This is a genomic window from Azohydromonas sp. (assembly GCF_035325925.1).
Lineage (GTDB): Bacteria > Pseudomonadota > Gammaproteobacteria > Burkholderiales > Burkholderiaceae_C > Calidifontimicrobium.
In genome coordinates this window covers 1-25482 of record NZ_DAOKZA010000028.1, presented here as the reverse complement: position 1 = coordinate 25482, position 25482 = coordinate 1, and the positions used below count along the sequence as shown (strand labels likewise).

Sequence of the window (25482 nt, the reverse complement as noted above, 5' to 3'; positions counted from 1 at the left end):
CCAATGTCCGAAGCGCCGGGCGGCGCGTCACCGGCGGCGCACCGCGCGTACGCCCGCCACCTGCGCGACTTGGCGCAGCACCTGCTGCAGCCGCGTCGTGTCGCCGACCTCGACGGTGAAACTCATGCGCGCGCTGACGCCGCGGCCATCCTTCACGTTGACCGTGTTCACGCCGGTGACGTTCATCTTCTCCTTCGCGAACACCTCGCCGATGTCGCGCAGCAGGCCCGAGCGATCGCTCGCCTCGACCAGCACGTCGACCGGGTACATCGCACCGTCGCCGCCGCGCGAGCGACCCCATTCGACCGGGATCACACGCTCCGGCGAACGCGACGCGATGTGACGGTAGTTGCTGCAGTCGGCGCGGTGCACCGCCACGCCCTTGCCGCGCGTGACGTAGCCGCCGATCGCATCGGGCGGCGCCGGGCGGCAGCAGCGCGCCAGCGTGGTCAGCAGCGAGTCGATGCCGACCACCAGCACGCCGCCGCGGCCTTGCGCGGCGGTCGGGCGCGTGCGCTTCAGCGCGATCGGCTCGTCGGCCGGCGGCGGTTCGGCGGGCCTGAGCAGCTGCTCGACGTGGCGCAGCGAGTACTCGTCCTTGCCCACCACCTCGAACAGCGCCGCGGCGCTGCGAAAGCCCAGCTGCGCCGCCAGATCGTCGAGCTTCAGCGCGGTGCGCCCCTCGCGCTGCAGCAGCTTCTCGACCGCCTCGCGGCCGCGCGCGACGGTCTGCTGCTGCGCCAGCGCGTTGAACCAGGCGCGCACCTTGGCCTTCGCGCGCGAGCTGGCCAGGTAGCCCAGCTCGGCGTTGAGCCAGTCCAGCGACGGCCCGCCCTCCTTCGCGGCGACGATCTCCACCGTCTGCCCGTTGGCCAGCACCGTGTTCAGCGGCACCATCGCGCCGTCGACACGCGCCCCGCGGCAGCGGTGGCCCAGCTCGGTGTGCAGCGTGTACGCGAAGTCCACCGGCGTCGCGCCGGCGGGCAGTTCGATCACCGCGCTCTGCGGCGTGAACACGTAGATGCGGTCGTCGAAGCCCGCGCTTGCGGTGCCGGGCACGCCGCCGCCGGCGTGCACGAAGTCGCGCTCCCAGGCCAGCAGCTGGCGCAGCACCGCCTTGCGCGCCTCGGCGACGCGATCCTCGAACGCGCCGGCGGCGCTGACCCCGGCGTAGCCGCGCGCGCCGGCCTCCTTGTAGGCCCAGTGCGCGGCCATGCCGTGCTCGGCGTGCTCGTGCATCGCGTGGGTGCGGATCTGCACCTCGACCGGCCGGCGGTCGTCGTCGAGCACCACGGTGTGCAGCGACTGGTAGCCGTTGGGCTTGGGCTTGGCGATGTAGTCGTCGAACTCGCCGGCCACCGCGGTGTAACGCTGGTGCACGCAGGCGAGCGCCGCGTAACACTGCGCGACGTCGTCGACGAGCACGCGCAGCGCGCGCAGGTCGAGCACCTGCGCGAAGTCGAGCTGCTTGCCCTGCATCTTCTTCCAGATGCTGTAGAGGTGCTTGGGCCGCGCCTGCACCGTGGCCCGGCCGAGCCCGGCACGCGCCAGCTCGGCGGCCAGCTGCACGCGAAACGCCTCCAGCCGCGCCTCGCGCTCGCTGCGCTTCTCGTCGAGCAGCGCCGCGATGCGCTTGTACTCGTCGGGCTGCAGGAAGCGGAACGACAGGTCCTCGAGCTCCCACTTCACCTGCCAGATGCCCAGCCGGTTGGCCAGCGGCGCGAACACCTGCTGCGTCTCGAGCGCGAGCGCACGCGGGCACGGCGTCTTGCTGTTCGCGTGCCAGCGCAGCGTCTGCAGCCGCGACGCCAGCCGCAGCAGCACCACGCGCAGGTCGCGCGAGAACGCGAGCAGCATCTTGCGCACGCGCTCGGCCTGCAGCGCGCGCTGTTCGGCGTCGACGCGCGCGTCGCGCGCGGCGCGCTGGATCTGCACCAGCCGCCGCGTGCCGATGACCAGCGCGGCGTACGAGGCGCCGAACGCCTTGGCGATCACCTCGTCGGGGCGGTGCAGGTAGTCGGCGGCATAGACCAGGTACGCGGCGGCCTGCATCGACGGCGCGGCGCCGATCGCACCGAGGATCGCGGCCACGCCTTCGGCGTGCGCCCAGGCGTTCTCGCCGGTGTCGAGTTGCTGCGGCGCCAGCAGCGGCTCGGCGAAGGCGCGCGCGCGGCGCAGCGCGGCGGCGGCCGCGCCGGCCTCGGGCAGCGCGGCATCGGCGTCGCCGACGTCGGCGATCTGCACGATCGGCGCGGGCTCGGCGCGCGTCGACGCCGGCGGGGCCGCCGCGGTCTTCATGGCGAAAGCAGGAAGTCGCTCACGATCGCGACCTGCTCGGGCTGCACCAGCGTCGGCGCGTGGCCGACGCCGGCGATCTCGACCAGCGTGGCCTTCGGGCCGCGTGCGGTCATCGCCTGCGCGGTGGCACGCGACAGCAGGTCGGACTGTGCGCCGCGCAGCAGCAGCGTCGGCGCGGCGATGCGCTCGTACGCGGCCCACAACAGCGCCTCGCCGGCGGCGGCGAGCTCGGCGGTGACGCCGCGCAGCGGCAGCGCGATCGCCGGGTCGTAGCGCGGCACCAGGCCGCCGGCCGCGTCGGGCTTGAGCTGCGGCGCGGTCAGCGCCAGCCACTGCTCGCGCGTGTGCGGCCCGAAACCCTCGGAGATCGACCACAGGTAGTCGGCCGCCTCGTCGAGGCTGGCCCAGCGCACCGGCTGTTCGACGTAGGTGCCGATGCGCTGCAGCGCCGCCGGTTCGATCGTCGGGCCGACGTCGTTGAGCACCAGCCGGCGGATCGGCGAACCGCCCGCGGCCGGCAGCGACGCCAGCGACATCCCGATCAGCCCGCCCATCGACGTGCCCACCCAGTCGAGCGTGGTCGCGTCGAGCCGCGCCAGCAGCGTGACCATGTCGGCGACGTAGTGCGGGATCGCGTAGCCCGCCGGGTCGGCGAGCCAGTCGGAGCGCCCGCGCCCGACGACGTCGGGGCACACGACGCGGTACTCGTCGGCCAGCGCGCGCGCCAGCGTGTCGAAGTCACGGCCCTGGCGCGTGAGGCCGTGCACGCACACCAGCACCCTCGGATTGGCGGCGTCGCCCCACTCCCAGTAGGCCATGCGGTGCAGCCCGCGGCCGTCGAGGCACTGCACGTGGTTCAGGCGCGGTTCGGTCATGGCGTGGGCGGGCAGGCGGTGGCGGGCGACATCGATAATCGATGGTAGCAACCCACAGGAGAAGGACATGCTCGAACACAAGACCGCCCTCGTCACCGGATCGACCAGCGGCATCGGCCTGGGCATCGCGAAGGCGCTGGCACGCCAGGGCGCGAACCTGCTGCTCAACGGCTTCGGCGACGTCGACGCGGCGCGTGCCGAGGTGGCCGCGGTGGCGCGGCCGGGCGCGAAGATCGCCCACCACGGCGCCGACATGAGCCGGCCGGCCGAGATCGAGTCGATGCTGGCGCTGGCGCGCGCCGAGTTCGGCGGCGTCGACGTGCTGGTCAACAACGCCGGCATCCAGCACGTCGCACCGGTGGAGGACTTTCCGCCCGAGAAGTGGGACGCGATCATCGCGATCAACCTCAGCTCGGCGTTCCACACCACGCGCCTGGCGCTGCCGCACATGAAGGCGCGCAACTGGGGGCGCGTGATCAACGTCGCGTCGACGCACGGGCTGGTGGCGTCGGCGCAGAAGTCGGCCTACGTCGCGTCCAAGCACGGCATCGTCGGCTTCACGAAGGCGGTGGCCCTGGAGACCGCGACCAGCGGCGTCACCGTCAACGCGATCTGCCCCGGCTGGGTGCTGACGCCGCTGGTGCGAAAGCAGATCGACGACCGCGCGGCGCGCGACGGCATCGCGGCCGAGCAGGCGCAGCGCGACCTGCTCGGCGAGAAGCAGCCGTCGCTGCAGTTCACGACCCCCGAGCAGCTCGGCGAGCTGGCCGTGTTCCTGTGCTCGGCCGCGGCCGACAACATCCGTGGCGCGGCGTTCAACGTCGACGGCGGCTGGACCGCGCAGTGACGCCGCGCCGCGGGCGCGGCGGCCTCACTTCATCTGCACCGAGCCGCTCACCGTCGCGCCGACGCTGCCCTTGCCGAGTTCGACCGGCAGTGGCGCCTCGGCGGCGGCGACCACCGCGTCGGCGCGCATCATCGGCATCGGCCGCTCGGCCTCGCCGCCGACGTTCACCGTGACCTCGCGCAGCGTGTAGCCCTGGTAGCCAAACTGCCGCGACATCGCGGCGGCCTGCGCGCGGAAGCGCTCGATCGCCTGCGCCGTCACGTCGGCCTCGACGCGGCGCTGCGCGTCGAGCGACAGCCGGTGCGACACGCCGGCCACGCTCATCGTCGCGATGCGCCCCGCGAGCCGGGCGATCGCGTCGACGTCGCGGCCGCTGACGATCATCTCGGCGCGGCCCTGCCAGCCCGAGACCCCGCCGCGCGGCACGTAGCGCGGCCCGAGCGAGAAGTTGCCGGTGGCCACCTCGAGCTGCTGCGGCCGCGCCGCCTGGCGCGCCTCGGCCAGCGCGGCGTCGAGCGCGGCCTTCAGCTCGGCCTGCACCGCGCCGGCGTCCGGGCCTTCGCGGGTGGTCGCGAAGGTCAGCACCAGCACGTCGCGCGCGACCTCGACGCTGGCGCTGGCGGACAGGTGAAGCACGCCCTGCGGCGCGGCGGGCCCGTCGGCCGCCGCGTGGCCGATGGCCGCGACGAACGCCAGCGACACGGCGCCGCGCCGCAGCGCCTGCACCCGGGACGAGTGGAACATGCCTGGACTCCTCGGAAGAAACGTCGACGACGCGCCCAGCGCGCGGCTTCGACCTTAGCGCGGCGTGACGCATTTGCGTTGACCGCCGCCGCCGTGCGGCCAGTGGCGAAAGAGATGTAACAGACGGTCAGGCCGCGCCGATAACCCCTTGTCCGCGCGTCCACAATGCGCCTGTTACAAATTCGGAGCCGCCCATGAACACGGCCGCCAACCACCGCCCCGACCGCATCGTCGTCGTCGACGACGACGCGCGCATCCGCGACCTGCTGCGCCGCTACCTGACGCAGGAAGGCTTCGAGGTGCTGCTCGCCGAGGACGCCAAGGCGCTGAACAAGCTGCTCACGCGCGAGACGATCGACCTGATCGTGCTCGACCTGATGCTGCCCGGCGAGGACGGGCTGAGCATCTGCCGCCGGCTGCGCGCGGCCAGCGACCGCACGCCGATCATCATGCTCACCGCCAAGGTCGAGGACGTCGACCGCATCGTCGGCCTCGAGGTCGGCGCCGACGACTACCTGCCCAAGCCGTTCAACCCGCGCGAGTTGCTCGCGCGCATCCACGCGGTGCTGCGCCGCCGCCCGCCCAGCGAGGCACCGGGCGCGCCGTCGAAGGAGCCGCAGGTGGTCGCCTTCGGTCCGTTCGAGTTCGACCTGTCGATGCGCCGGCTCACGAAGGACGGCGACCCCATCCCGCTGACCACCGGCGAGTTCTCGATGCTCAAGGCGCTGGTGCGCCACCCGCGCCAGCCGCTGTCGCGCGACAAGCTGGCGCAGCTGGCGCGCGGGCGCGAGTTCGAGCCGTTCGACCGCAGCCTCGACGTGCAGGTCAGCCGGCTGCGCAAGCTCATCGAGCCCGATCCGGCGCAGCCGCGCTACATCCAGACCGTGTGGGGCGTGGGCTACGTGTTCGTCCCCGACGGCGCCGGATGACGGCTGCTTCATGACGCGCGGCCCGATCGCGCTCAGCCTGTTCTGGCGCACCTTCATCCTGCTGGCGCTGCTGCTGGCCGGCGGCATCTTCGCGTGGGTGCAGACGCTGCGCGCGCTCGAGTTCGAGCCGCGCGCGGTGCAGGCCGCGCAGGAGATCGCCAGCCTCGTCAACCTGTCGCGCGCCGCGCTGCGCTACAGCGACCCGATCGATCGCGTCGCGGTGGTCAAGACGATGAGCGACCAGGAGGCGATCAAGGTGCTGCCGCGCGAGCCCGGCGACACCTGGGAGCCGTTCGCCGTCGACCGCTTCACGCGCCGCGTCGGCAACGAGCTGCGATCGCGGCTGGACCAGTATTCGATCCTCGCGCGCAGCGTCAACGGCCAGCCGGGGCTGTGGGTCGGCTTCACGATCGAGAACGACCCGTACTGGCTGCAGGCCGAGCCCACGCGCATCCAGACGCTGACGCCGGGCACCTGGTTCGTCTGGGTCGGCATCGCGCTGGGCGCGACGCTGCTGGGCTCGGTGGCGATCGCGCGGCTGATCAACCGCCCGCTGCAGGAGCTGTCGTTCGCCGCCAGCCGCATCCGCGAGGGCGAGTTCGACTCGCGCCTGGACGAGGACACCATGACGCACGAGATCCGCCAGGTCAACATGGGTTTCAACCGCATGGCGCGCGAACTGGCCAAGATCGAGGAGGACCGCGCGGTGATGCTCGCCGGCATCAGCCACGACCTGCGCACGCCGCTGGCGCGGCTGCGCCTGGAGGCCGAGATGAGCGTCGACGACGAGGAGGCGCGGCGCAACATGGCCAGCGACATCGACCAGCTCGACGCGATCATCGACAAGTTCATGGACTACGCGCGCCCCGGCGAGACCCGGTTGGAGCCGGTCGCGCTGGCCGCGCTGGTCGAGCGAGAGATCGCCGCGCTGCGCGAGCCGGCCGAGATCCGCATCGAGTCGAAGCTGGCGATCGACCTGATGGTGCTCGCCGACGAGACCGAACTCGGCCGCGTGTTCGGCAACCTGTTCGAGAACGCGCGCCGCTACGCGCGCGACGCCGACACCGGCATCGCGCGCGTCGAGGTGGGCTACACGCGCGAGGGGCCGTGGGTGGTGGTCAGCGTGCGCGACCACGGCCCCGGTGTGCCACCGGCGCGGCTGTCGCAGCTGACCACGCCGTTCTACCGTGGCGACACCGCGCGCACCGCGGCCACCGGCGCCGGGCTCGGGCTGGCGATCGTCGACAAGTCGATGCAGCGCATGGGCGGCACGCTCGAACTCGGCAACGCGGTCGACGGCGGGCTGGTCGCGCGGCTGCGCCTCAGGCGGGTGCCGTAGCCGGCGGCGGGCGCACCTCGGCGGTGAGCGCGCGCAGCGCCGCCTCGTCGAGCGTCTCGCGCGCCAGCAGCTCGCGCGCGCAACGCTCGAGCAAGTCACGGTGGCGCTGCAGGATGCCGCTGGCGCGCTCGAACGCGCCCATCACGATGGTGCGCACCGCCTCGTCGATGCGCTGCTGCGTGTCCGGGCTGGGCTGACAGCCCCCCTGCACGTACCCCGGCGCGTCGAGGAAGGCCGGACGCTGCGCCTCGTAGGCGACGTAGCCCAACTCCTCGACCATGCCGTAGCGCGTGACCATGTCGCGCGCGATGTCGGTGACCTTGGCCAGGTCGTCGGCGGCGCCGGTGCTGAGGTGGCCGAACACCAGCTTCTCGGCCGCGCGCCCGCCGAGCAGCACCATGATCTTGTGCTCGAGCTCCTCGCGCGTCATCAGGAAGCGGTCCTCGGTGGGGCGCTGGATCGTGTAGCCGAGCGCGCCGATGCCGCGCGGAATGATCGACACCTTGTGCACCGGGTCGCTGCCCGGCAGCGCCAGCGCCACCAGCGCGTGCCCCATCTCGTGATACGCCACGACCTCCCGCTCGCGCGGGTTGAGCACGCGGTTCCTCTTCTCGAGCCCGGCGACGATGCGCTCGACGGCGGTCGTGAAGTCGGCCAGCGTGACCTCGGCGGCACCACGCCGCGTGGCCGCGAGCGCCGCCTCGTTGCACAGGTTCGCCAGGTCGGCGCCCGAGAAGCCGGTGGTCAGCGCGGCGACCTGCTCGAGGTCGACGCCGGCGGCCAGGCGGATCTTCTTCACGTGCACCTGCAGGATCGCGACGCGACCGATCTTGTCGGGCCGGTCGACGAGCACCTGGCGGTCGAAGCGCCCGGCGCGCAGCAGCGCCGGGTCGAGGATCTCGGGGCGGTTCGTCGCCGCCAGCAGCACCAGCCCGCCCGAGCTGTCGAAGCCGTCGAGCTCGACCAGCAGCTGCTGCAGCGTCTGCTCGCGCTCGTCGTGGCCGCCGATCGGGCCGGCGATGCCGCGCGCGCGGCCCAGCGCGTCGAGTTCGTCGATGAAGATGATCGCCGGCGCCTTCTGCCGCGCCTGCTCGAACAGGTCGCGCACGCGCGCCGCGCCGACGCCGACGAACATCTCGACGAACTCGCTGCCCGAGATGCTGAAGAACGGCACCCCGGCCTCGCCGGCCACCGCCTTGGCGATCAGCGTCTTGCCGGTGCCCGGCGGGCCCACGAGCAGCACGCCCTTGGGCATGCGCGCGCCCAGCCGGCCGTAGCCCTGCGGGTCCTTCAGGAAGGCGACGATCTCCTGCAGCTCGGCCTTGGCCTCGTCGACGCCGGCGACGTCGGCGAAGGTCACGCCGGTGTCCTTCTCGACGTAGACCTTGGCGCGGCTCTTGCCGATGCTCATGAAGCCGCCCATGCCGCCGCCCATACGGTCGGCGAAGCGGCGGATCAGGAAGAACCACAGCCCGAAGAACACCAGCGCCGGCACGACCCAGCTCAGCAGGTCGCGCACGAAGGTGCTCTGCACGACGCGCGTGTACGGCACGTCGTACTGCGACAGCCGCTCGGCCAGGTCGGGCTCGACGCGGTTGGCGACGATGGTCGTCTTGCCGCCCGGGTCGGGCGTCTTCAGCCGGCCGGTGATCGTCGTCTCGCCGACCACCACCTCGGCGACACGCCCTTCGGCCAGTGCCTGCTCGAACTGGCTGTACGGCACCGCCTCGACCGCGGTCTGCGCCTGCCACAGGTTCTGCAGGCTCAGCAGCGCCAGCAGCGCGAGCAGCCAGTAACCGACGTGCCACTGGGCCTTGGTGTCGTTGTTCATGAGCCCGATTGCAGCACGACCGTGGCCTCGGTGGGGCGGCCGTCGCGCTGAAGCTGCAGGCGCACGCGTTCGCCGACCTTGAAGTCGTCGAGCCGCCCGAGCAGCTGCCCGACGCTGCCGACCCTGCGCCCCTCGACAGCGACGATCACGTCGCCGGGCTGCCATCGGCCGTCGGCGCCGCGCCTGAGGCCGCGCAGCCCGGCGCGCTCGGCGCCCGAGCCGGGTGCGACACGCAGCACGAACACGCCCTCGACGCCGGTGGCGCGCACCAGCCGCTGGTTCAGCGCCTCGTCGAGTTCGACGCCCAGCGCCGGGCGCAGGTAGCGCCCGTGGCGGATCAGCTGCGGCACGACGCGGTTGACGGTATCCACCGGCACCGCGAAGCCGATGCCGGCCGACGCCCCCGACGGGCTGTAGATCGCGGTGTTGACGCCGATCAGCCTGCCGGCCGAGTCGAGCAGCGGGCCACCCGAGTTGCCGGGGTTGATCGCCGCGTCGGTCTGGATCAGGTGCTCGATGGTCACGCCCGACTCGCTGGGCAGCGAGCGGTCGAGCGCCGACACGATGCCGGTGGTCAGCGTCCAGTCCAGGCCGAAGGGGTTGCCGATCGCGAACACCTTCTGCCCGACGCGCAGGTCGTGGCTGCTGCCCAGCGGCAGCGCCGGCGGGCGGTCGATCGGCACGCCGATCTTCAGCACCGCGAGGTCGTGCGACGGGCTCGCGCCCACCAGCGAAGCCTGCACCTCGCGCCCGTCGGCCAGCCGGACCACCGCCGCGCTCGCGCCCTCGACGACGTGGAAGTTGGTCACCACGTGGCCGGCGTCGTCCCAGATGAAGCCGCTACCGCTGCCGCGCGGCACCGAGAACACGTCGCGCGTCCAGAAGTCGCGCACCTGCTGGCGCGTCGCGATGTAGACCACCGAGTCGCGCGAGCGCTCGAACAGCTCGATCGTCGCGCGCTCGTCGGCGCCGAGTTCGCCGCGCGGGCTCACCGCACGCGGCTGTCCGGCGTCGCCGCGTGCCCAGGCGTCGAACGGCGAGACGTCGCCTAGCCACAGCCAAGCGCCCAGCACCGCGGCCAGCAGCAGCGCCAGTGAGGTGCGCGCGGTGGCAGCGGCGCGCCGCCGGGTCATTCGAGCCCCGCGCGGCGCAGCCGAGCGCGCAGGCGCGCAATCTCGTCCTCGAGGTCGGCGACCAGCGCCGCGAGCTCGGGCACCGCGTCGAAATCGCGCTCGAGCCGCCACAGCAGCCGCGCGCGGCGCAGCGCCGCGGCGTCGAAGTGCCACGGCACGGCAGCGGGGGCGAGCAGCCCCTGCTCGACGCGCTGGCGCACCCACTGCGGCGGCGCGGCGGTGGCGCGGCACAACTCGTCGAGCGAGAGCACCGCATCGTCGAGCATCGCCTCGATCAGCATGTCGGCGGACATCGTTTCATTCTCCCCGCTCGGCGTCGGCACGTGCCACGCGGCGCGCGTCGAACTCGGCCCCAAGGTCGGCGGCCATCTGCTCGTACAGCTTGCGCGCGCGCGGGTCGTGCGCGCTCGGCAACACGACGCGCAGGGTCAGGTCGAGGTCGCCCGCGACCTTGCCCGGCAGCCCCTTGCCACGCACCGTCAGCACCCGCCCGCCCTGCGCGCCGGCGGGCACGCGCACGCGCAGTGTCGAACCGTCGGGCAGTTCGACCGGCACCACCGCGCCGAGCGCGGCCTCCCACGGCGCCACCGGCAGCTCGCCCACCAGATTCGCGCCGTCGACGTGAAAACGCGGGTGCGCGCGCAGCTGCACCTCGAGGAACAAGTCGCCGGCCGGCGCACCGCCCTGGCCCGCGCCACCCTGCCCGGCCAGCCGGATCATCTGTCCGGGGCGCACGCCCGGCGGGATCTTCACGTCGAGCCGGCGCTCGGCCAACCGCACGCGACCGTCGGCGTCGACCCGCGGCGACTTCAGCGTCACCTGGCGCGTCGCGCCGCGCCACGCGTCGTCGAGGTCGAGCACGATCTTCGCGTGGTGGTCCTGGCCGCGCATCGACGGCGCATGGCCGGCGTGCCCACCGCGGCGCGCGCCGTGGCCCATGCGGCCGAACAGCTCGGCGAAGAAATCGCTGAAGTCGCCGGCGTCCACGTCCTCGAAGCCGCGACCCGAGAACTCGAAGCCGGCGTCCCAGTCGGGCGGCGGCGTGAAGCTCTCGCCGGCGCGGCGGCCCTGGCCGAGGGCGTCGTAGGCGGCGCGCCGCTCGGCATCGGACAGCACCGCGTAGGCCTCGTTGACCTCGCTCATGCGCGCGGCGGCGTCGGCCTCCTTGCTGACGTCGGGGTGGAACCGGCGTGCCAGCCTGCGGTAGGCCTTCTTGATGTCGTCCGCGGTGGCGTCGCGCGCGACGCCGAGCACCTGGTAGTAATCCTTGAACTGCAACGCAGCACTCCTCGAGCCGGTTATGTGCGATCGTCGCGCGCGCCTTCAAGTCCCGCCCGGCGACTGCGCCATCGCCCCCCCTTGAAGCCGCCTCGGGCAGACCCTACATCGTTTCCATGCGGGCGCGCACCGGCCCGGCCGAAGCGTCCGCGTTCACGCCCACCCAGGAGACCCGATCATGTACCGAAGCCTGTTCCCCCGCGATCTGTTCGCGGAAATGGACCGCCTGACGCGCGACATGCAGCAGGCGTTCGAGTTGACCCCGGCGATCCGCGGCTTCGCCCGCGGCGGCTACCCGGCACTGAACGTCGGCAGCACGCCCACCGCGGTCGAGATCTACGCCTTCGCGCCCGGCATCGACCCGGCCCAGGTCGAGGTCAACCTCGACCGCGGCGTGCTGACGATCGCCGGCGAGCGGCGCGCCACCACCCCCGAGGGCGACGCGAAGACCACGCTGCACGTCAACGAGCGCTTCACCGGACGCTTCCGTCGCGTGATCAGTCTGCCCGACGACATCGACGCGAACGGCGTGACCGCCGACTACCGCGACGGCGTGCTGCACGTCAGCGTCAAGCGCCGCGAGTCGGCGCAGCCGCGGCGCATCGAAGTGCAATGAAACCGAGGAGTGCGACCATGAGCGACACCGCCGTCACCCCCGCATCGACCCCGGCGCCCGAGGCGCGCCGCGAGCCGGCCCTGCTGCCGCCGGTCGACGTCGTCGAGGACCCGACCGGGATCACGCTGTACGCCGACCTGCCCGGCGTGCCGAAGGACAAGCTGAACCTGCGCGTCGAGGGCGACACGCTGTCGATCGACGCCGAGCTGGTGCTGCCGCTGCCGCAGGGCATGGAGCCCAGCCACGCCGAGGTGCAGCTGGCGCGCTACCGCCGTGCGTTCACGCTGAGCAAGGAACTCGACCCGGCCAAGGTCAGCGCCGAGCTGAACCACGGCGTGCTGCGCGTGCGCATCCCGAAGGCCGAGCACGCGCAGCCGCGTCGCATCCAGGTGCAGATCGGCTGAGGCTGCGACCGGCCGCGCCGCGCGCACCCGCCTGCGCGGGCGCGGGCGGCGTGCGTCACACCCTCATGCAAGGAGCCCGACGATGAAGATCGACGACATCCGTCACGGATTCGGCTCGCTGTGGGACACGGTGACCGAAGGCTGGGAGCGCCTGCGCGAGTCGGCCGCGGGCGCGTTGACGCGCTTTCGGCCCGGCGAGAAGTCGAACCTGCCGACGCGCGACGAGATCGACGACACCCATTACCTGCCCAGCGCCGCGTGGTCGATGATCGGCGGCGACGTCTTCGAGGACGACCGGCGCATCGTCGTGCGCCTCGAAGCGCCCGGCATGGACAAGGACGACTTCGACCTGCAGGTGTTCGGCGACACGCTGGTCGTGCGCGGCGAGAAGCGTTTCGAGCGCGAGGCCACCGAGGGCCGCTGGCGCGTGCTGCAGTGCGCCTACGGCGCGTTTCACCGCAGCGTGCCGCTGCCGGCCGCGGTCGACAGCGACGGCGCGCGCGCGACCTACCGCAACGGCGTGCTGCGCGTCGAGCTGCGCAAGCGCGAACCGTCGCGCCCGCGCGCGGTGCAGATCCGCGTCGGCTGACCCCGGCCGCGAACGCTCGCGCCGACCTTCCTGCGGCACTCGCGCGCGCACGCGACCGACGTTTGCGCTCGCAGCCGGCGGCAGCGCCTCAGCCGCGCACCAGCAGGCACACCGCACGCGCCTCGATCGCGCGTCCCTCGCCCACCGGCCCCATCCGCTCGGCGGTCTTGGCCTTCACGTTGACCCGGTCGGTCGCCACGCCCATCGCGGCGGCGATCCGTTCGCGCATCGCCGGGATGTGCGGCGCCATCTTCGGCGCCTGCGCGACGATCGTCGCGTCGACGTTGACGATGGTGCAGCCCTCGGCGCGCACGCGCCGCACCGCCTCGGCCAGCAGCGCCAGCGAGTCGGCACCGGCGAACGCGGCATCGGTGTCGGGGAAGTAGCGGCCGATGTCGCCCAGTGCCGCGGCGCCGAGCAACGCGTCGATGACGGCGTGCGCCAGCGCGTCGGCGTCGGAGTGGCCTGCCAGCCCGTGCGTGTGCGGGATCGTCACCCCGCCGAGCACCAGCGGACGGCCGGCGACCAGCGCGTGCGTGTCCCAGCCCTCGCCGACGCGCAGCGTCGCGGCCATCGCCGTCTCCTCGTCGTGCACGCCGCCGAGCAGCCGCTCGGCCAGCGCGAAGTCCTGCGGCCAGGTCAGCTTGAAATTCTCCAGCGGCGCCGCGACCAGCTTCGGCGCCAGCCCCAGCGTCTCGACGGCAGCCGCGTCGTCGGTCACCGCGTCGCCGGCTCGCGCCAGTGCGCGCCGCAGCACGCCCAGGCGGAACATCTGCGGCGTCTGCGCCGCCCACTTGCCGTCGCGCGCGACGGTGGCCGCCACCCGACCCTGCGCGTCGGCCTGCTTCAGCGTGTCGGCCACCGGCTGCGCCAGCAGCCCGCCCACCGGGTGGTCGAGGCAGGCGTCGATCAGCGCGTCGACCCACGCCGGACGCAGCAGGCAACGCGCGGCGTCGTGCACCAGCACCCAGTCGTCGTCGGCCGCACCACGGCGCGCCAGTTCGTCGAGCCCGGCGGCGACGCTGGCCGCGCGTGTCGCGCCGCCGACCCGTGCGACCCAGCCGCGGGCACCGGCGAAGTCCGGCACGGCAGCGTCGAAGCGCTCGTCGTCGCGCGCCAGCACGACCAGCGTCGCGGTCAGCCGTGGCACCGCGGCGAGCGCAGCCAGCGTGTGCGCGACCAGCGCGCGGCCGGCCAGCGGGCGGTACTGCTTCGGCACCTCGGTGCCGGCGCGGCTGCCGCTGCCGGCGCAGGGCACCAGGGCGAACAGACGCGGCGTGGAAACGGGGTCGGTCATGGCGGCGGGCGACGGTCGTCGGTCGGATCGATCGGCGCGCATCACGGCAGCAACGCGACGATGCGCTGCGCCATGCGCTCGGTCGCGCCGCGGTGCGCCGCAGCGAAGGCCAGCGCGCGCTCGGTCCAATCGGCGCGGCGTGCGTCGGCGGCGAGCGCGACCGCGCGCGTCACGCCCTCGTCGAGCGAGGCCACGCGCACGCCGGCGCGCGCCTCGAGGCTCAGCTGCGCCGCCTCGGCGAAATTGAACGTGTGCGGGCCCATCACCACCGGGCAGCCGCAGGCGGCGGCTTCGATCAGGTTCTGCCCGCCCAGTGGCGCGAAGCTGCCGCCGAGCAGCGCGACGTCGGCCGCCCCGTAGTACAGCGGCATCTCGCCCATCGTGTCACCGAGCCACACGTCGGCACGCGCCGCACCCGCCGGCGGCGTCTCGCCCCAGCGGCTGCGCCGCTGCAGCGACAGCCCGGCACGCTCGACGAGTTGCGCCACCTCGTCGAAGCGCTGCGGGTGCCGCGGCACGACCAGCAGCAGCGGCCGCGGCGCCGGCACCCGCGCCCATGCGGCCAGCAGCGGCGCCTCCTCGCCTTCGCGCGTGCTCGCCGCCAGCACCACCGCACGGCCCGCCGCACGGCGCCAGCGCTGGCCGCGCTCGACCAGCTGCGGCGGCGGCGTGACGTCGAACTTCAGGTTGCCGGCCACCAGCACCGGCTCGGCACCCGCGGCGCGCAGCCGCACCGCATCGGCGTGCGTCTGCGCCAGCGTCACCGCGAGCCGCCTCATCGCCGGTCGCAGCAGCGCGGCAAAGCGCACGCCTTGCTGCAGGCTCTTCGCCGACAGGCGCGCGTTGGCCAGCACCATCGGCACACGCTGCAGTTGCGCCGCGTGCAGCAGGTTGGGCCAGATCTCGGTCTCCATCAGCACGCCCACCGCCGGCCGGTGGTGGCGCAGGAAACGCCGCACCGCACCGGGCGTGTCGAACGGCAGCCAGGTGTGCAGGTCGCCGACGCGCAGCAGCGCACGCCCGGCCGCCCAGCCGGTGGCGGTGCTGCAGGTCAGCAGCAGGCGCAGCCCGGGGCGGTGCGCACGCAGCGCGTCGACCAGCGGCGCCGCGGCGCGCGTCTCGCCCAGCGACACCGCGTGCAGCCACAGCGTCAGCGCCGACGCCGGCGGCGCGCCGTACCAGCCCAGGCGTTCGCGCAGACGACGGCGGTACGCCGGCTCGCGGCGGCTGCGCCACAGCAGGCGCAGCAGGTACGCCGGCGTCAGCAGCGTCAACGCGACGCTGTAAAGGGCACGCGCCAGCGCCTCGCGCATCGTCGCCGCACTCAGGCCCGCGCGAAGCAGGCGACGCCGACGACTCGCGGGCCGCCTGCACGGTGGCCACCCGCACCCACACGCCACCGACGGTCGCTGCACCGCGCGCCATCGCGCGACCGCCGCGCACCCGGCCGCAGCGGCCCGCCGGCGGAGCCGCGTCGAGGGCGAGCGCCGAGAGCGCCGCAAGGGTGGCCCATTTCAGTTGATCCACCGCGCATCGCGCGACCCGCGACGCACGCACCCGGCGCCATCGAGCGATCGCCGCGGATCCGGCTTTGCCGGTCCGCTGGCGGTGCCCCCTCCTCGGGAGGGGGCGCGCGAAGCGCGTCGGGGGAGGTTCACTTCAGTGCTGCGCGGCCTGGATCTTCGCGTCCGGCTTGACGGCGAGCAGCGCGGCCATGAAGTCGGCTTCGATGCGGTGCAGCGCCTCGTTGGTGTGGCCCTCGAAGCGCATCACCAGCACCGGGGTCGTGTTCGACGCACGGATCAGCCCGAAGCCGTCGGCGTAGTCGGCGCGCAGACCGTCGATGGTCGTGATCTCGGCGCCCGGGAACTCGGCCCGCGCCTGCAGCCTGGCCACCACCTCGTGCGGCTCGCCCTCGGCGCAGGCGACGTTGAGTTCGGGCGTGCTGAAGCTGGTGGGCAGCGCGTCGAGCACCGCGCTCGGGTCGTCGTGGCGGCTGAGGATCTCGAGCAGCCGCGCCGCGGTGTAGGTGGCGTCGTCGAAGCCGTACCAGCGTTCGCCGAAGAAGATGTGTCCGCTCATCTCGCCGGCGATCGGCGCGCCGGTCTCCTTGAGCTTGGCCTTGATCAGCGAGTGGCCGGTCTTCCACATCAGCGGCCGCCCGCCCGCCTCGCGGATCGCCACCGGCAGCCGCTGGCTGCACTTGACGTCGAAGATGATCGGCGCACCCGGGTGGCGCTGCAGGATGTCGCGCGCGAACAGCATCAGCTGGCGGTCGGGGAAGATGTTGTGGCCGTCCTTCGTGACGACGCCGAGGCGGTCGCCGTCGCCGTCGAACGCCAACCCGAGTTCGGCGCCGGTCGCGTGCACGACCTTGATCAGGTCGGCCAGGTTCTCGGGCTTGCTGGGGTCCGGGTGGTGGTTCGGGAAGTCGCCGTCGACGGCGCTGTACAGGTCGATCACGTCGCAGCCGAGCGCGCGCAGCACGTCGGGCGCGCTGGCGCCGGGGATGCCGTTGCCCGAGTCGACGACGATCTTCATCGGCCGCGCGAGCCTGCAGTCGGTCGCGATGCGGTGGCGATACTCGGGCACGATGTCCATCGTGCCGATGCGCCCGCCACCGCTGGCGTAGTCCTCGGCCTCGATGCGCCGGCGCAGGCGCTGGATCTCGTCGCCGTGGATCGCCCGCCCGGCGAGCACCATCTTGAAGCCGTTGTAGTCCTTCGGGTTGTGACTGCCGGTGACCTGGATGCCCGAACGGCAGCCGTGCTCGCCACGCGTGGCCGCGACGTAGTAGACCATCGGCGTGGTCACCGCGCCGAGGTCGACGACGTCGGCGCCGGCGGCCGCCAGCCCCCGTGCGAGCGCGGCCACCAGCCCGGGCCCCGAGACGCGTCCGTCGCGACCGACGACCACGGCGCGTTCGCCTGCGGCGACGGCCTCGGTGCCGAAGGCGCGGCCGAGGTGCTCGGCAAAGCGCTCGTCGATCGTCTGTCCGACGATGCCGCGGATGTCGTAGGCCTTGAAGGCCGATGGGCTGACGCGCACGGTGCAAGGCTCCTGCTGCCGCGACGGTTGTTCGCGGGTCGGCGGCATTGTAGGCAGCGGCCTCGCGCCGCCGCCGCGGCGGCGCGGGCACGGGTCCGAAAACGGCGAGCGCCGGCGCGGCCGACGCCTATCATCGACGCATGGTCCTCGACGCCGATGCCGCCTACCTTGCGCTGAAGGCGCGCGACGCGCGCTTCGACGGCCAGCTGTTCGTCGGCGTCACGTCCACCGGCATCTACTGCCGCCCCGTGTGCCGCGTGCGCACGCCGCACCGGCGCAACTGCCGCTTCTTCGCGCTCGCCGCGCAGGCCGAGCAGGCGGGCTTCCGCCCCTGCCTGCGCTGCCGTCCCGAACTGGCACCGGGGCTGTCGCTCGTCGACTCGCCGCAGGCGCTGGGGCAGCAGGCGGCGCGCCTGCTCGAACACGCGGCGCGCGCCGGCGAGGCGCCGTACCTGGGCGACGTCGCCTCGCGGCTGGGCATCACCGAGCGGCACCTGCGGCGCATCTTTCAGCAGGCGCACGGCGTGTCGCCGCAAGCCTTCCTCGACACGCAGCGGCTGCTGCTGGCCAAGCAGCTGCTCACCGACACGGCGCTACCGGTCACCGAGGTCGCGCTGGCCAGCGGCTACGCCAGCCTGCGCCGCTTCCACGCGGCCTTCGCGCAGCGCTACCGCATGCAGCCGCTGGCGCTGCGGCGCGCCAGCGCGTCGCCGGCGCGCGGCGACACGCTCGTCGTGCGCCTGGGCTACCGCCCGCCGTACGACGTCGACGGCGTGCTCGCGTTCCTGCGCGCGCGCGCCGTGCCCGGGCTGGAAGCGGTCGACGTCCGGGCGCGCGCGCTGTGGCGCGTCGTCGCCGTCGAGCACCGCGCGCGCCGCGTCGCCGGCTGGGTGCGCGTCGCCTGGCCCGCCGACCGCGCGGAAGTGGAGCTGCGGCTGGCCGACACGCTGGCACCGGCGCTCGGCGCCGTCGTCGAGCGCGTTCGCCAGGGGCTGGACCTCCACGCCGACCCGGTGGCCGTCGGCGCGGTGCTGGCGCCGCTGGGCGCGCCCGCCGGACTGCGCGTCGTCGGTGGCTTCGACGGCTTCGAGGCCGCGGCGCGCGCGGTGCTGGGCCAGCAGGTCAGCGTCGCCGCGGCGCGCACGCTGACCGCGCGGCTGGTCGAGCGCTTCGGCGCACCGGTCGACGCGCCACGCGACGACCTGCGCCAGGCCTTCCCCGACGCCGCGACGCTGGCCGGCGCCGGCGCCGCGGCGCTGGCCGCCGTCGGTCTGGTGCGCCGGCGCGCGCAGGCGCTGCACGCGCTGGCGCAGGCCGTGGTCGAGGGGCGCATCGCGCTGCACCGCGGCGCCGCGCTGGCGCCGACGCTGGCGGCGCTGCAGGCGCTGCCCGGGATCGGCGACTGGACGGCACAGCTGATCGCGATGCGCGCGCTGGCCTGGCCCGACGCGTTCCCGGCGCGCGACCTGGGCGTGCGCCAGGCGCTCGGCGAGTCCGACGTCGCCCTGGTGCGCAAACGCGCCGCGGCCTGGCGCCCCTGGCGTGCCTACGCCGCGATGGCGCTGTGGCAGCGCATCGAACCCGCCCCGCACCCGGAGACCCGACCATGAACCGCCTGCCGCATGCCCGCCTCGCCGCGCAAGCCCGCCTGCCGACCCCGCTCGGCACGATGACCGCCGCGGCCACGGCGCAAGGCATCGCCGGGCTGTGGTTCGACGGCCAGGCGCACCACCCCGGCGCACTCGACGTGCCCGACGATCCGCGGCAGCGCTGGCTGCAGGCGCTGCGGGCACAGCTCGACGCGTACTTCGCGCAGGGCACGGCCGGCTTCGCGTTCGACCTGCCGCTGGACCTGGCCGGCACGCTGCTGCAGCGCGCGGTGTGGCAGACGCTCGCGGCGATCCCGTACGGCCAGCGGCTGAGCTACGGCGAACTGGCGCGGCACGTCGGCCGTCCGACGGCGGTGCGCGCGGTGGCCGCCGCGGTGGCGCGCAATCCGGTGTCCATCGTCGTGCCGTGCCACCGGGTGGTCGGGCACGACGGCGCGCTCACCGGCTACGCCGGCGGGCTCGAGCGCAAGCGCGCGCTGCTCGAGCGCGAGGCGCCGGGCACCGCGTGAAGCCGCGCGAGCACGCCGAGCTGCTGCTGCTCGCCGCGCTGTGGGGCGGATCGTTCCTGTTCATGCGCGTGGCCGCAGGCGAGTTCGGCCCGCTCGCGCTGGTCGCGCTGCGCACCGGCGTGGCCGCGCTGCTGCTCGTGCCACTGCTCGCGTGGCGAGGCGGCCTGGACGCACTGCGCGGGCGCTGGCGATCGGTCGTGCTGGTCGGCGCGCTGAACTCGGCGCTGCCGTTCGTCGCCTTCGCCTACGCGGCGCTGTCGATCACCGCCGGGCTGTCGTCGATCTTCAACGCCACGGTGCCGCTGTGGGGCGCGCTGATCGCGCGCGCATGGCTCGGTGAGCGGCTCGGCAGCGCGCGCGCCACGGGGCTCGCGGTCGGCCTCGCCGGCGTGCTCGCGCTGGGCTGGGGCAAGGCCAGCTGGCAGGGCGGCGCGGTCAGCAGCGCCGGCGCGATCGCCGCCTGCCTCGTGGCCACCGCGATGTACGGCTTCGCCGCCCACTACACGCGCCGGCGGCTGGCCGACGTCACGCCGCTCGCCGTGGCTGCCGGCAGCCAGTTGGCCAGTGTCGTGCTGCTGGCGCCGCTCGCCGCGCTGGCCTGGCCGGCGACGACGCCGTCGCCGCCGGCCTGGGGCGCGGCACTGCTGCTGGGGCTGCTGTGCACCGGCGTGGCCTACGTGCTGTACTTCCGCCTCATCGCCTCGGCCGGCGCGGCGCAGGCGATGGCGGTGACCTACCTGATCCCGCTGTTCGGCGTGTTCTGGGGCTGGCTCGCGCTCGACGAGCCGGTCACCGCGCAGATGGGTGCCGGCGGTGCGGCGATCCTGCTGGGCACCGCGCTGGCCACCGGCATGCTCGCGCCGCGTCGCGCCGCCCCGCCGGCGCTGACCCGCGACTGACAGCCGAACGGGTTGATCGGACAACTGTGTCGCGGTGCGGGTAAATCATTACGTGTATGCGCATTTGCTCATGTAGGGTATCCGCGCCGGGGCCACGCCGCCGGCCGTCGCACCTCCGGACCCGCGACGCCCCGACCCGAGGAGAACGCATGACGGACACCCGAGCGACCCCGCCGCGCATGGCGCGCGCCACGGCGGCGCTGCTGCTGCTGGCCGCCACGGCCAGCGCCGCGCTGGCGGCCACCCCCGACGAGCAGCGGCTGCGCACGCGCGCGCTGGCCGCGACCTGCGCGCACTGCCACGGCACCGACGGCCGCGCCGTCGAAGGCGAGGCGATGATCCGCCTGGCGGGGCGCGACTACGACGACCTGCTGAGGCAGCTGACGGCCTTTCGCAGCGGGCAGCGCTACGCGACGATCATGCACCAGATCACGCGGGGCTACTCGCCCGAGCAGCTCGAGGCGGTGGCGCGCTACTTCTCCGAGGTGAAGGAGGCGGCGCGATGAAACGCAGGCAACTCGTCCGGGGTCTGGGGTCGCTGGCCGCCCTCGGCGCGGCCGCCACGCTCGCGGGCTGCGCCACCGGCGGCGGCAGCGCGAACCGCGCGCGCGTGCTGGTCGTCGGCGGCGGCTACGGCGGCGCGACCGCGGCCAAGTACGTGCGCAAGCTGTCGGACTACCGCATCGACGTGATGCTCGTCGAGCCGAACCGGGAGTTCGTGTCGTGCCCGATCAGCAACCTCGTGCTCGGCGGCATGCGCACGATGGGCGACATCACGAACCCCTACACCGGGCTGGTGAAGAACCACGGCGTGCGGCTGGTGCACGACACGGTCACCGCGATCGACCCGGCGAAGAAGGAGGCGCGGCTGGCCGGTGGGGCGACGGTGCGCTACGACAAGCTGGTGCTGTCGCCGGGCATCGACTTCATGTGGGACCGCATCGAGGGCCTGCAGGCGGCCAACGCGTCGGGGCAGGTGCTGCACGCGTGGAAGGCCGGCCCCGAGACGGCCGCGCTGCGCCAGCAGCTGGCCGCGATGCGCGACGGCGGCACCTACGCGCTGGTCATCCCCGAGGCGCCGTACCGCTGCCCGCCCGGCCCGTACGAGCGCGCCAGCGTGATCGCCGCGTACTTCAAGCGCAGCAAGCCACGCTCGAAGGTGCTGGTCCTCGACGCCAACAACGACGTCACGTCGAAGGGGCCGCTGTTCAAGGCCGCGTGGCGCGACATCTACGGACCGATGGTGGAGTACCGCCCGCTGCACAAGGCGGTGGCCGTCGACGGCGCGACGCGCACCGTCAAGTTCGAGGTGCAGGACGACGTCAAGGCCGACGTGCTCAACGTGATGCCGGTGATGCGCGCCGGCAGGCTCGCCGTCGACACCGGCCTGGCCAACGCCAACAACCGCTGGTGCCACACGCACTTCCTGAACTTCGAGTCGACCGCGGCCAAGGACATCCACGTCATCGGCGACGCGATCCAGGTCGCGCCCGGCATGCCCAAGTCGGGCCACATGGCCAACTCGCACGCCAAGGTGACCGCCGCGGCGATCGTCGCCGAGCTCAACGGCTGGGAGGTCAACCCGCACCCGATGATCACCAACGTGTGCATGAGCTTCGTCGACGAGACGCACGTGATCCACGTGGCCAGCGTGCACGAGTACGTGACCACCGAGAAGACCTTCCGCACGATCGGCGGCTCGGGCGGCGTCTCGGACGCGCGCAACGAGCTCGAGGGCGTCTACGCGCAGGCCTGGGCGAAGAACATCTGGGCCGACATCCTGACCTGACGACCGCGGCGGTCGGCGTACCCAGACTGCGTGCGCCGGGGCGCACGCCGCTTTGCGACACCGACGAGCACGGCGAAGGCGAGCCCGCGCACGCTTCTGCACGCCACCAACTTCTGCCCTCGCCGCAGGCGGCGCGCGAACCGCGGGCACGGGACCGGGTCCACGACCATGAGCGTACGGCACGGCGACCCGCAGGCATCGCGCGCCCTTGCGCCGTCGACCCGATTCGCCGAACGATCGACCGGTCGAACGCGCCCGAGTCAGGCGATCGGCCGTGGCGCGAGGTGGTCCGCGAACGTGGCGTCCAGCCATGGCCCGGCGTGTTCGACGATGAACGCGCGCAGCGCGTCGGCCGACGGCGACAGCTTCTTGCTCGCCAGCCGAACGACGTGCCACTCGCGCATCAGCGGCGTGCCCGGCACGTCGAGGATCACCAGGTCGCCGGTGCGCAGCTCGAGCGCCAGCGTGTGCAGGCTGATGAACGCGAGCCCCATGTTGGCCATCACCGCCTGCTTGATCGTCTCGCTGCTGCCGAGCATCACCGTGTGGCGCGGCTCGACGTGGTGCGCGGCGAAGTAGCCCTCCATCACCGCGCGCGAGCCCGAGCCGGGCTCGCGCAGCAGCAGCGTCTCGGCAGCCAGCTGCTGCGCGCCGATGCCGCGCTCGCGCGCCAGCGGGTGCTCGGGCGATGCGATGACCACGTGCGGGTGCGGCGCGAAGGCCTCGGCCACCGTGTCGAGCTCGGCCGGCGGGCGGCCCATCACGCACATGTCGACCTCGTTGCGCGCCAGCATCTGCACCAGCTGGTCGCGGTTGGCCACCGTCAGGTTGACCTGCACTTCGGGCTGCGCGCGGCGGAACAGCGCCAGCAGCCGCGGCACGAAGTACTTGCCGGTGCTGACCACCGCCAGCGCGATCGTGCCGCCCTTGCCACCGGCGAGCAGCGCGATGCGCTCCTCGGCGCGGCGGATCTCGGCCAGCACGGAGGCCGCGGTCTGGCGCATCTCGTCGCCGGCGGCGGTCAGGTACAGCTTGCGGCCGATCTTCTCGAACAGCGGCAGCCCGACCAGGTCCTCGAGCTGCTTGACCTGCATCCACACCGCCGGCTGCGTCAGGTGCAGCGCCTCGGACGCGCGCGCGAAGTTCAGGTGCTGCGCCGCCACCGAGAAGATCTGCAACTGGCGCAGCGTGACGTTGCGGATGCGGTTGTCGGGCGTCTTCATGCGTGGTGGCTCATGCACTCAGTATCCGCTTATTGCTGGCCTCATTCAATCTGAGTTCCCCTTAGTCGCGCCGGTCCCTACAGTGAGTTCATGCCGTCGACGCGATGGCCAACGCGCAGCAAGGAGACCGCCGTGGGTCACATGACCGAAGCCACCCAGATCACCGACGCAAAGCAGCGCTACAGCGCGGGCGTGCTGAAGTACCGGCAGATGGGCTACTGGCAGCCCGACTACCAGCCCAAGGACACCGACACGATCTGCCTGTTCCGCATCACGCCGCAGGAAGGCGTCGACCCGGTCGAGGCCGGCGCGGCGGTGGCCGGCGAGTCGTCGACGGCCACCTGGACCGTCGTCTGGACCGACCGCCTCACCGCCTGCGAGAACTACCGCGCCAAGTGCTACCAGGTCGAGCCGGTGCCGGGTCGCGCCGGAGAGTACTTCGCCTGGGTCGCCTACGACCTCATCCTGTTCGAGGAGGGCTCGATCGCCAACATGACGGCGAGCCTGATCGGCAACGTCTTCAGCTTCAAGCCGCTGAAGGCCGCGCGCCTCGAGGACATCCGCATCCCGGTGGCCTACGTGAAGACCTTCGCCGGCCCGCCGACCGGCCTGGTCGTCGAGCGCGAGCGTCTCGACAAGTTCGGCCGCCCGCTGCTCGGCGCCACGACCAAGCCCAAGCTGGGGCTGTCGGGGCGCAACTACGGCCGCGTGATCTACGAGGGCCTCAAGGGCGGGCTGGACTTCATGAAGGACGACGAGAACATCAACTCGCAGCCGTTCATGCACTGGCGCGACCGCTTCCTCTACGTGATGGACGGCGTGGCCAAGGCCAGCGCCGCCACCGGCGAGGTCAAGGGCAGCTACCTGAACGTCACCGCCGGCACGATGGAGGCGATCTACGAACGCGCCGAGTTCGCCAAGCAGCTCGGGTCGGTGGTGATCATGGTCGACCTGATCGTCGGCTGGCCGTGCATCCAGAGCCTGTCGAACTGGTGCCGCCGCAACGACATGATCCTGCACATGCACCGCGCCGGCCACGGCACCTACACGCGGCAGAAGAACCACGGCGTGAGCTTCCGCGTGATCGCCAAGTGGCTGCGCCTGGCCGGCGTCGACCACCTGCACACCGGCACCGCGGTGGGCAAGCTCGAGGGCGACCCGCTGACGGTGCAGGGGTACTACAACGTGTGCCGCGACGGCCGCACCAAGGCGGACCTGCCGCGCGGCCTGTTCTTCGACCAGGACTGGTGCGACCTGAAGAAGGTCATGCCGGTGGCCTCGGGCGGCATCCACGCGGGGCAGATGCACCAGCTGATCGACCTGTTCGGCGACGACGTGATCCTGCAGTTCGGCGGCGGCACGATCGGCCACCCGGCCGGCATCCAGGCCGGCGCCGTGGCCAACCGCGTCGCGCTCGAGGCGATGGTCAAGGCGCGCAACGAGGGTCGCGACATCCGCCACGAGGGCCCCGAGATCCTGCACAAGGCCGCGCAGTTCTGCACGCCGCTGAAGCAGGCGCTCGACACCTGGAAGGACGTGAGCTTCAACTACGCGTCGACCGACACCAGCGACTATCAGACGACCCCCACGCTCGGGCACTGACGCGTGCCTTCGCTGCCCCCCGAGGGGGCTCACGCGACGGACCGGCGAAGCCGGATCCGTGCGTGTCCTTGGATCAACTGCCGAACACCGCGGAGCACTTCGCCATGATGACCAACCCCACCGGCCGCATCACCCAGGGCCAGTTCAGCTTCCTGCCCGACCTGAGCGACGACGAGATCCGCCTGCAGATCGAGTACGGGCTCGGCAGGGGCTACGCCTGGAGCGTCGAGTACACCGACGACCCGCACCCGCGCAACACCTACTGGGAGATGTTCGGCATGCCGATGTTCGACCTGAAGGACGCCGCCGGCGTGATGATGGAACTGGCGGGCTGCCGCAAGACCTTCCCGAACCACTACATCCGGCTGATGGCCTTCGACAGCACGCGCGGCGTCGAGAGCATCGCGATGAGCTTCATCGTCAACCGCCCGAAGAGCGAGCCCGGCTTCGCGCTCGAGCGCCAGGAGGTCGACGGCCGCTCGATGCGCTACACGGTGCGCGGCTACGCGGCGGCGAGGCCCGAGGGCGAGCGCTACGGCGCGGCCTGAGCGCGACGCGACGACGATGTACCGCATCGCCCCGAGCATCCTGTCGGCCGACTTCGCGCGCCTGGGCGACGAGG

The 25482-nt window shown here is 73.1% G+C and carries 24 protein-coding genes; 13 read left to right on the top strand and 11 right to left on the bottom strand.

Annotated features, from left to right (window positions below; genetic code table 11):
• Positions 1–27: 27 nt before the first annotated feature.
• Positions 28–2298: a bifunctional (p)ppGpp synthetase/guanosine-3',5'-bis(diphosphate) 3'-pyrophosphohydrolase gene (locus PKC53_RS11735; protein WP_324428751.1), complete on the bottom strand. Its 2271-nt coding sequence runs from the start codon at positions 2296–2298 to the stop codon at positions 28–30.
• Complete coding sequence (locus tag PKC53_RS11730; protein WP_324428749.1) at positions 2295–3173, bottom strand: alpha/beta hydrolase; 879 nt, start codon at positions 3171–3173, stop codon at positions 2295–2297. The genes PKC53_RS11735 and PKC53_RS11730 overlap by 4 nt, the downstream gene beginning before the upstream one ends.
• A gap of 67 nt (positions 3174–3240) precedes the next feature.
• Here PKC53_RS11730 and PKC53_RS11725 point away from each other — a divergent pair, with 67 nt between their 5' ends.
• Positions 3241–4020 (top strand): 3-hydroxybutyrate dehydrogenase, encoded by a 780-nt coding sequence (locus PKC53_RS11725; protein ID WP_324428747.1) that lies wholly within the window; start codon positions 3241–3243, stop codon positions 4018–4020.
• Between the two features lie 24 nt (positions 4021–4044).
• Here PKC53_RS11725 and PKC53_RS11720 read toward each other — a convergent pair whose 3' ends face one another.
• On the bottom strand, positions 4045–4764 hold the full coding sequence (locus tag PKC53_RS11720; RefSeq protein WP_324428745.1) for an SIMPL domain-containing protein: 720 nt from the start codon (positions 4762–4764) through the stop codon (positions 4045–4047).
• A gap of 194 nt (positions 4765–4958) precedes the next feature.
• Between PKC53_RS11720 and ompR the strand changes: the two genes are divergently transcribed.
• Both ompR and PKC53_RS11710 read left to right on the top strand, forming a co-directional pair.
• On the top strand, positions 4959–5693 hold the full coding sequence (ompR, locus tag PKC53_RS11715) for a two-component system response regulator OmpR (protein WP_324428743.1): 735 nt from the start codon (positions 4959–4961) through the stop codon (positions 5691–5693).
• Positions 5694–5703: 10 nt separating this feature from the next.
• Positions 5704–7032, top strand: coding sequence for an ATP-binding protein (locus PKC53_RS11710; protein ID WP_324428741.1), 1329 nt, complete (start codon positions 5704–5706; stop codon positions 7030–7032).
• On the opposite strand, the gene ftsH is transcribed toward PKC53_RS11710, so the two are convergent.
• From ftsH to PKC53_RS11690, 4 genes are read right to left on the bottom strand one after another with little or no spacing between them, the layout of a single operon-like run.
• Positions 7016–8863: an ATP-dependent zinc metalloprotease FtsH gene (ftsH, locus tag PKC53_RS11705; RefSeq protein ID WP_324428739.1), complete on the bottom strand. Its 1848-nt coding sequence runs from the start codon at positions 8861–8863 to the stop codon at positions 7016–7018. The two genes, PKC53_RS11710 and ftsH, sit on opposite strands and share 17 nt — an antisense overlap.
• Entirely contained in the window at positions 8860–9996 is a 1137-nt protein-coding gene (locus tag PKC53_RS11700; protein WP_324428737.1) for a trypsin-like peptidase domain-containing protein, read from the bottom strand. Before PKC53_RS11700 ends, ftsH begins: the two co-directional genes overlap by 4 nt.
• A complete protein-coding gene (locus PKC53_RS11695; protein WP_324428735.1) occupies positions 9993–10289 on the bottom strand; it encodes a MerR family transcriptional regulator in 297 nt (98 codons plus the stop codon). The genes PKC53_RS11700 and PKC53_RS11695 overlap by 4 nt, the downstream gene beginning before the upstream one ends.
• 4 nt (positions 10290–10293) lie before the next feature.
• Positions 10294–11274, bottom strand: coding sequence for a DnaJ C-terminal domain-containing protein (locus tag PKC53_RS11690; RefSeq protein WP_324428733.1), 981 nt, complete (start codon positions 11272–11274; stop codon positions 10294–10296).
• A gap of 178 nt (positions 11275–11452) precedes the next feature.
• On the opposite strand from PKC53_RS11690, the gene PKC53_RS11685 reads away from it, so the two are divergent.
• From PKC53_RS11685 to PKC53_RS11675, 3 genes are all read left to right on the top strand, one after another.
• Entirely contained in the window at positions 11453–11890 is a 438-nt protein-coding gene (locus tag PKC53_RS11685) for an Hsp20/alpha crystallin family protein (RefSeq protein WP_324428731.1), read from the top strand.
• Between the two features lie 17 nt (positions 11891–11907).
• Positions 11908–12294, top strand: a complete 387-nt coding sequence (locus tag PKC53_RS11680; protein ID WP_324428729.1) for an Hsp20/alpha crystallin family protein — start codon at positions 11908–11910, stop codon at positions 12292–12294.
• Positions 12295–12376: 82 nt separating this feature from the next.
• Entirely contained in the window at positions 12377–12883 is a 507-nt protein-coding gene (locus tag PKC53_RS11675) for an Hsp20/alpha crystallin family protein (protein ID WP_324428727.1), read from the top strand.
• An 88-nt stretch (positions 12884–12971) separates the two neighbouring features.
• Here the strand turns inward: PKC53_RS11675 and ispD are convergent, their stop codons facing one another.
• The 3 genes from ispD to PKC53_RS11660 all read right to left on the bottom strand — a co-directional run bounded on the left by ispD (position 12972) and on the right by PKC53_RS11660 (position 17228).
• The gene (gene ispD, locus PKC53_RS11670; RefSeq protein ID WP_324428724.1) at positions 12972–14180 is read right to left on the bottom strand and encodes a 2-C-methyl-D-erythritol 4-phosphate cytidylyltransferase; all 1209 of its coding nucleotides are present in this window, start codon (positions 14178–14180) and stop codon (positions 12972–12974) included.
• Between the two features lie 41 nt (positions 14181–14221).
• Positions 14222–15493, bottom strand: coding sequence for a 3-deoxy-D-manno-octulosonic acid transferase (locus PKC53_RS11665; RefSeq protein ID WP_324428722.1), 1272 nt, complete (start codon positions 15491–15493; stop codon positions 14222–14224).
• A gap of 346 nt (positions 15494–15839) precedes the next feature.
• Positions 15840–17228 carry a phosphomannomutase/phosphoglucomutase gene (locus PKC53_RS11660; protein ID WP_324428720.1) on the bottom strand — a complete coding sequence of 463 codons (1389 nt, stop codon included), beginning with the start codon at positions 17226–17228 and terminating at the stop codon, positions 15840–15842.
• 140 nt (positions 17229–17368) lie between these two features.
• Here PKC53_RS11660 and PKC53_RS11655 point away from each other — a divergent pair, with 140 nt between their 5' ends.
• The 5 genes from PKC53_RS11655 to PKC53_RS11635 all read left to right on the top strand — a co-directional run bounded on the left by PKC53_RS11655 (position 17369) and on the right by PKC53_RS11635 (position 22035).
• A complete protein-coding gene (locus PKC53_RS11655; RefSeq protein ID WP_324428717.1) occupies positions 17369–18838 on the top strand; it encodes an Ada metal-binding domain-containing protein in 1470 nt (489 codons plus the stop codon).
• Positions 18835–19347, top strand: a complete 513-nt coding sequence (locus PKC53_RS11650; protein ID WP_324428715.1) for a methylated-DNA--[protein]-cysteine S-methyltransferase — start codon at positions 18835–18837, stop codon at positions 19345–19347. Before PKC53_RS11655 ends, PKC53_RS11650 begins: the two co-directional genes overlap by 4 nt.
• Positions 19344–20246, top strand: coding sequence for a DMT family transporter (locus PKC53_RS11645; RefSeq protein WP_324428713.1), 903 nt, complete (start codon positions 19344–19346; stop codon positions 20244–20246). The genes PKC53_RS11650 and PKC53_RS11645 overlap by 4 nt, the downstream gene beginning before the upstream one ends.
• A gap of 149 nt (positions 20247–20395) precedes the next feature.
• The gene (locus PKC53_RS11640; RefSeq protein WP_324428711.1) at positions 20396–20752 is read left to right on the top strand and encodes a cytochrome C; all 357 of its coding nucleotides are present in this window, start codon (positions 20396–20398) and stop codon (positions 20750–20752) included.
• Positions 20749–22035 (top strand): FAD/NAD(P)-binding oxidoreductase, encoded by a 1287-nt coding sequence (locus PKC53_RS11635; protein WP_324428708.1) that lies wholly within the window; start codon positions 20749–20751, stop codon positions 22033–22035. The genes PKC53_RS11640 and PKC53_RS11635 overlap by 4 nt, the downstream gene beginning before the upstream one ends.
• A gap of 260 nt (positions 22036–22295) precedes the next feature.
• On the opposite strand, the gene PKC53_RS11630 is transcribed toward PKC53_RS11635, so the two are convergent.
• Complete coding sequence (locus PKC53_RS11630) at positions 22296–23258, bottom strand: LysR substrate-binding domain-containing protein (RefSeq protein ID WP_324428706.1); 963 nt, start codon at positions 23256–23258, stop codon at positions 22296–22298.
• A gap of 132 nt (positions 23259–23390) precedes the next feature.
• Here PKC53_RS11630 and PKC53_RS11625 point away from each other — a divergent pair, with 132 nt between their 5' ends.
• Both PKC53_RS11625 and PKC53_RS11620 read left to right on the top strand, forming a co-directional pair.
• Positions 23391–24860 carry a form I ribulose bisphosphate carboxylase large subunit gene (locus PKC53_RS11625; RefSeq protein ID WP_324428704.1) on the top strand — a complete coding sequence of 490 codons (1470 nt, stop codon included), beginning with the start codon at positions 23391–23393 and terminating at the stop codon, positions 24858–24860.
• 104 nt (positions 24861–24964) lie between these two features.
• The gene (locus tag PKC53_RS11620) at positions 24965–25408 is read left to right on the top strand and encodes a ribulose bisphosphate carboxylase small subunit (protein WP_324428702.1); all 444 of its coding nucleotides are present in this window, start codon (positions 24965–24967) and stop codon (positions 25406–25408) included.
• Positions 25409–25482 lie beyond the last annotated feature (74 nt).

Coding starts and splice junctions, on each gene's coding strand:
- PKC53_RS11695 (WP_324428735.1), bottom strand. CDS start 10,289: ATGTCCGCCGACATGCTGATCGAGGCGATGCTCGACGATGCGGTGCTC.
- PKC53_RS11665 (WP_324428722.1), bottom strand. CDS start 15,493: ATGCGCGAGGCGCTGGCGCGTGCCCTTTACAGCGTCGCGTTGACGCTG.
- PKC53_RS11685 (WP_324428731.1), top strand. CDS start 11,453: ATGTACCGAAGCCTGTTCCCCCGCGATCTGTTCGCGGAAATGGACCGC.
- PKC53_RS11675 (WP_324428727.1), top strand. CDS start 12,377: ATGAAGATCGACGACATCCGTCACGGATTCGGCTCGCTGTGGGACACG.
- PKC53_RS11635 (WP_324428708.1), top strand. CDS start 20,749: ATGAAACGCAGGCAACTCGTCCGGGGTCTGGGGTCGCTGGCCGCCCTC.
- PKC53_RS11680 (WP_324428729.1), top strand. CDS start 11,908: ATGAGCGACACCGCCGTCACCCCCGCATCGACCCCGGCGCCCGAGGCG.
- PKC53_RS11620 (WP_324428702.1), top strand. CDS start 24,965: ATGATGACCAACCCCACCGGCCGCATCACCCAGGGCCAGTTCAGCTTC.
- PKC53_RS11730 (WP_324428749.1), bottom strand. CDS start 3,173: ATGACCGAACCGCGCCTGAACCACGTGCAGTGCCTCGACGGCCGCGGG.
- ompR (WP_324428743.1), top strand. CDS start 4,959: ATGAACACGGCCGCCAACCACCGCCCCGACCGCATCGTCGTCGTCGAC.
- PKC53_RS11700 (WP_324428737.1), bottom strand. CDS start 9,996: ATGACCCGGCGGCGCGCCGCTGCCACCGCGCGCACCTCACTGGCGCTG.
- PKC53_RS11655 (WP_324428717.1), top strand. CDS start 17,369: ATGGTCCTCGACGCCGATGCCGCCTACCTTGCGCTGAAGGCGCGCGAC.
- PKC53_RS11640 (WP_324428711.1), top strand. CDS start 20,396: ATGACGGACACCCGAGCGACCCCGCCGCGCATGGCGCGCGCCACGGCG.
- PKC53_RS11650 (WP_324428715.1), top strand. CDS start 18,835: ATGAACCGCCTGCCGCATGCCCGCCTCGCCGCGCAAGCCCGCCTGCCG.
- PKC53_RS11720 (WP_324428745.1), bottom strand. CDS start 4,764: ATGTTCCACTCGTCCCGGGTGCAGGCGCTGCGGCGCGGCGCCGTGTCG.
- PKC53_RS11630 (WP_324428706.1), bottom strand. CDS start 23,258: ATGAAGACGCCCGACAACCGCATCCGCAACGTCACGCTGCGCCAGTTG.
- PKC53_RS11710 (WP_324428741.1), top strand. CDS start 5,704: ATGACGCGCGGCCCGATCGCGCTCAGCCTGTTCTGGCGCACCTTCATC.
- PKC53_RS11725 (WP_324428747.1), top strand. CDS start 3,241: ATGCTCGAACACAAGACCGCCCTCGTCACCGGATCGACCAGCGGCATC.
- ftsH (WP_324428739.1), bottom strand. CDS start 8,863: ATGAACAACGACACCAAGGCCCAGTGGCACGTCGGTTACTGGCTGCTC.
- PKC53_RS11735 (WP_324428751.1), bottom strand. CDS start 2,298: ATGAAGACCGCGGCGGCCCCGCCGGCGTCGACGCGCGCCGAGCCCGCG.
- ispD (WP_324428724.1), bottom strand. CDS start 14,180: ATGACCGACCCCGTTTCCACGCCGCGTCTGTTCGCCCTGGTGCCCTGC.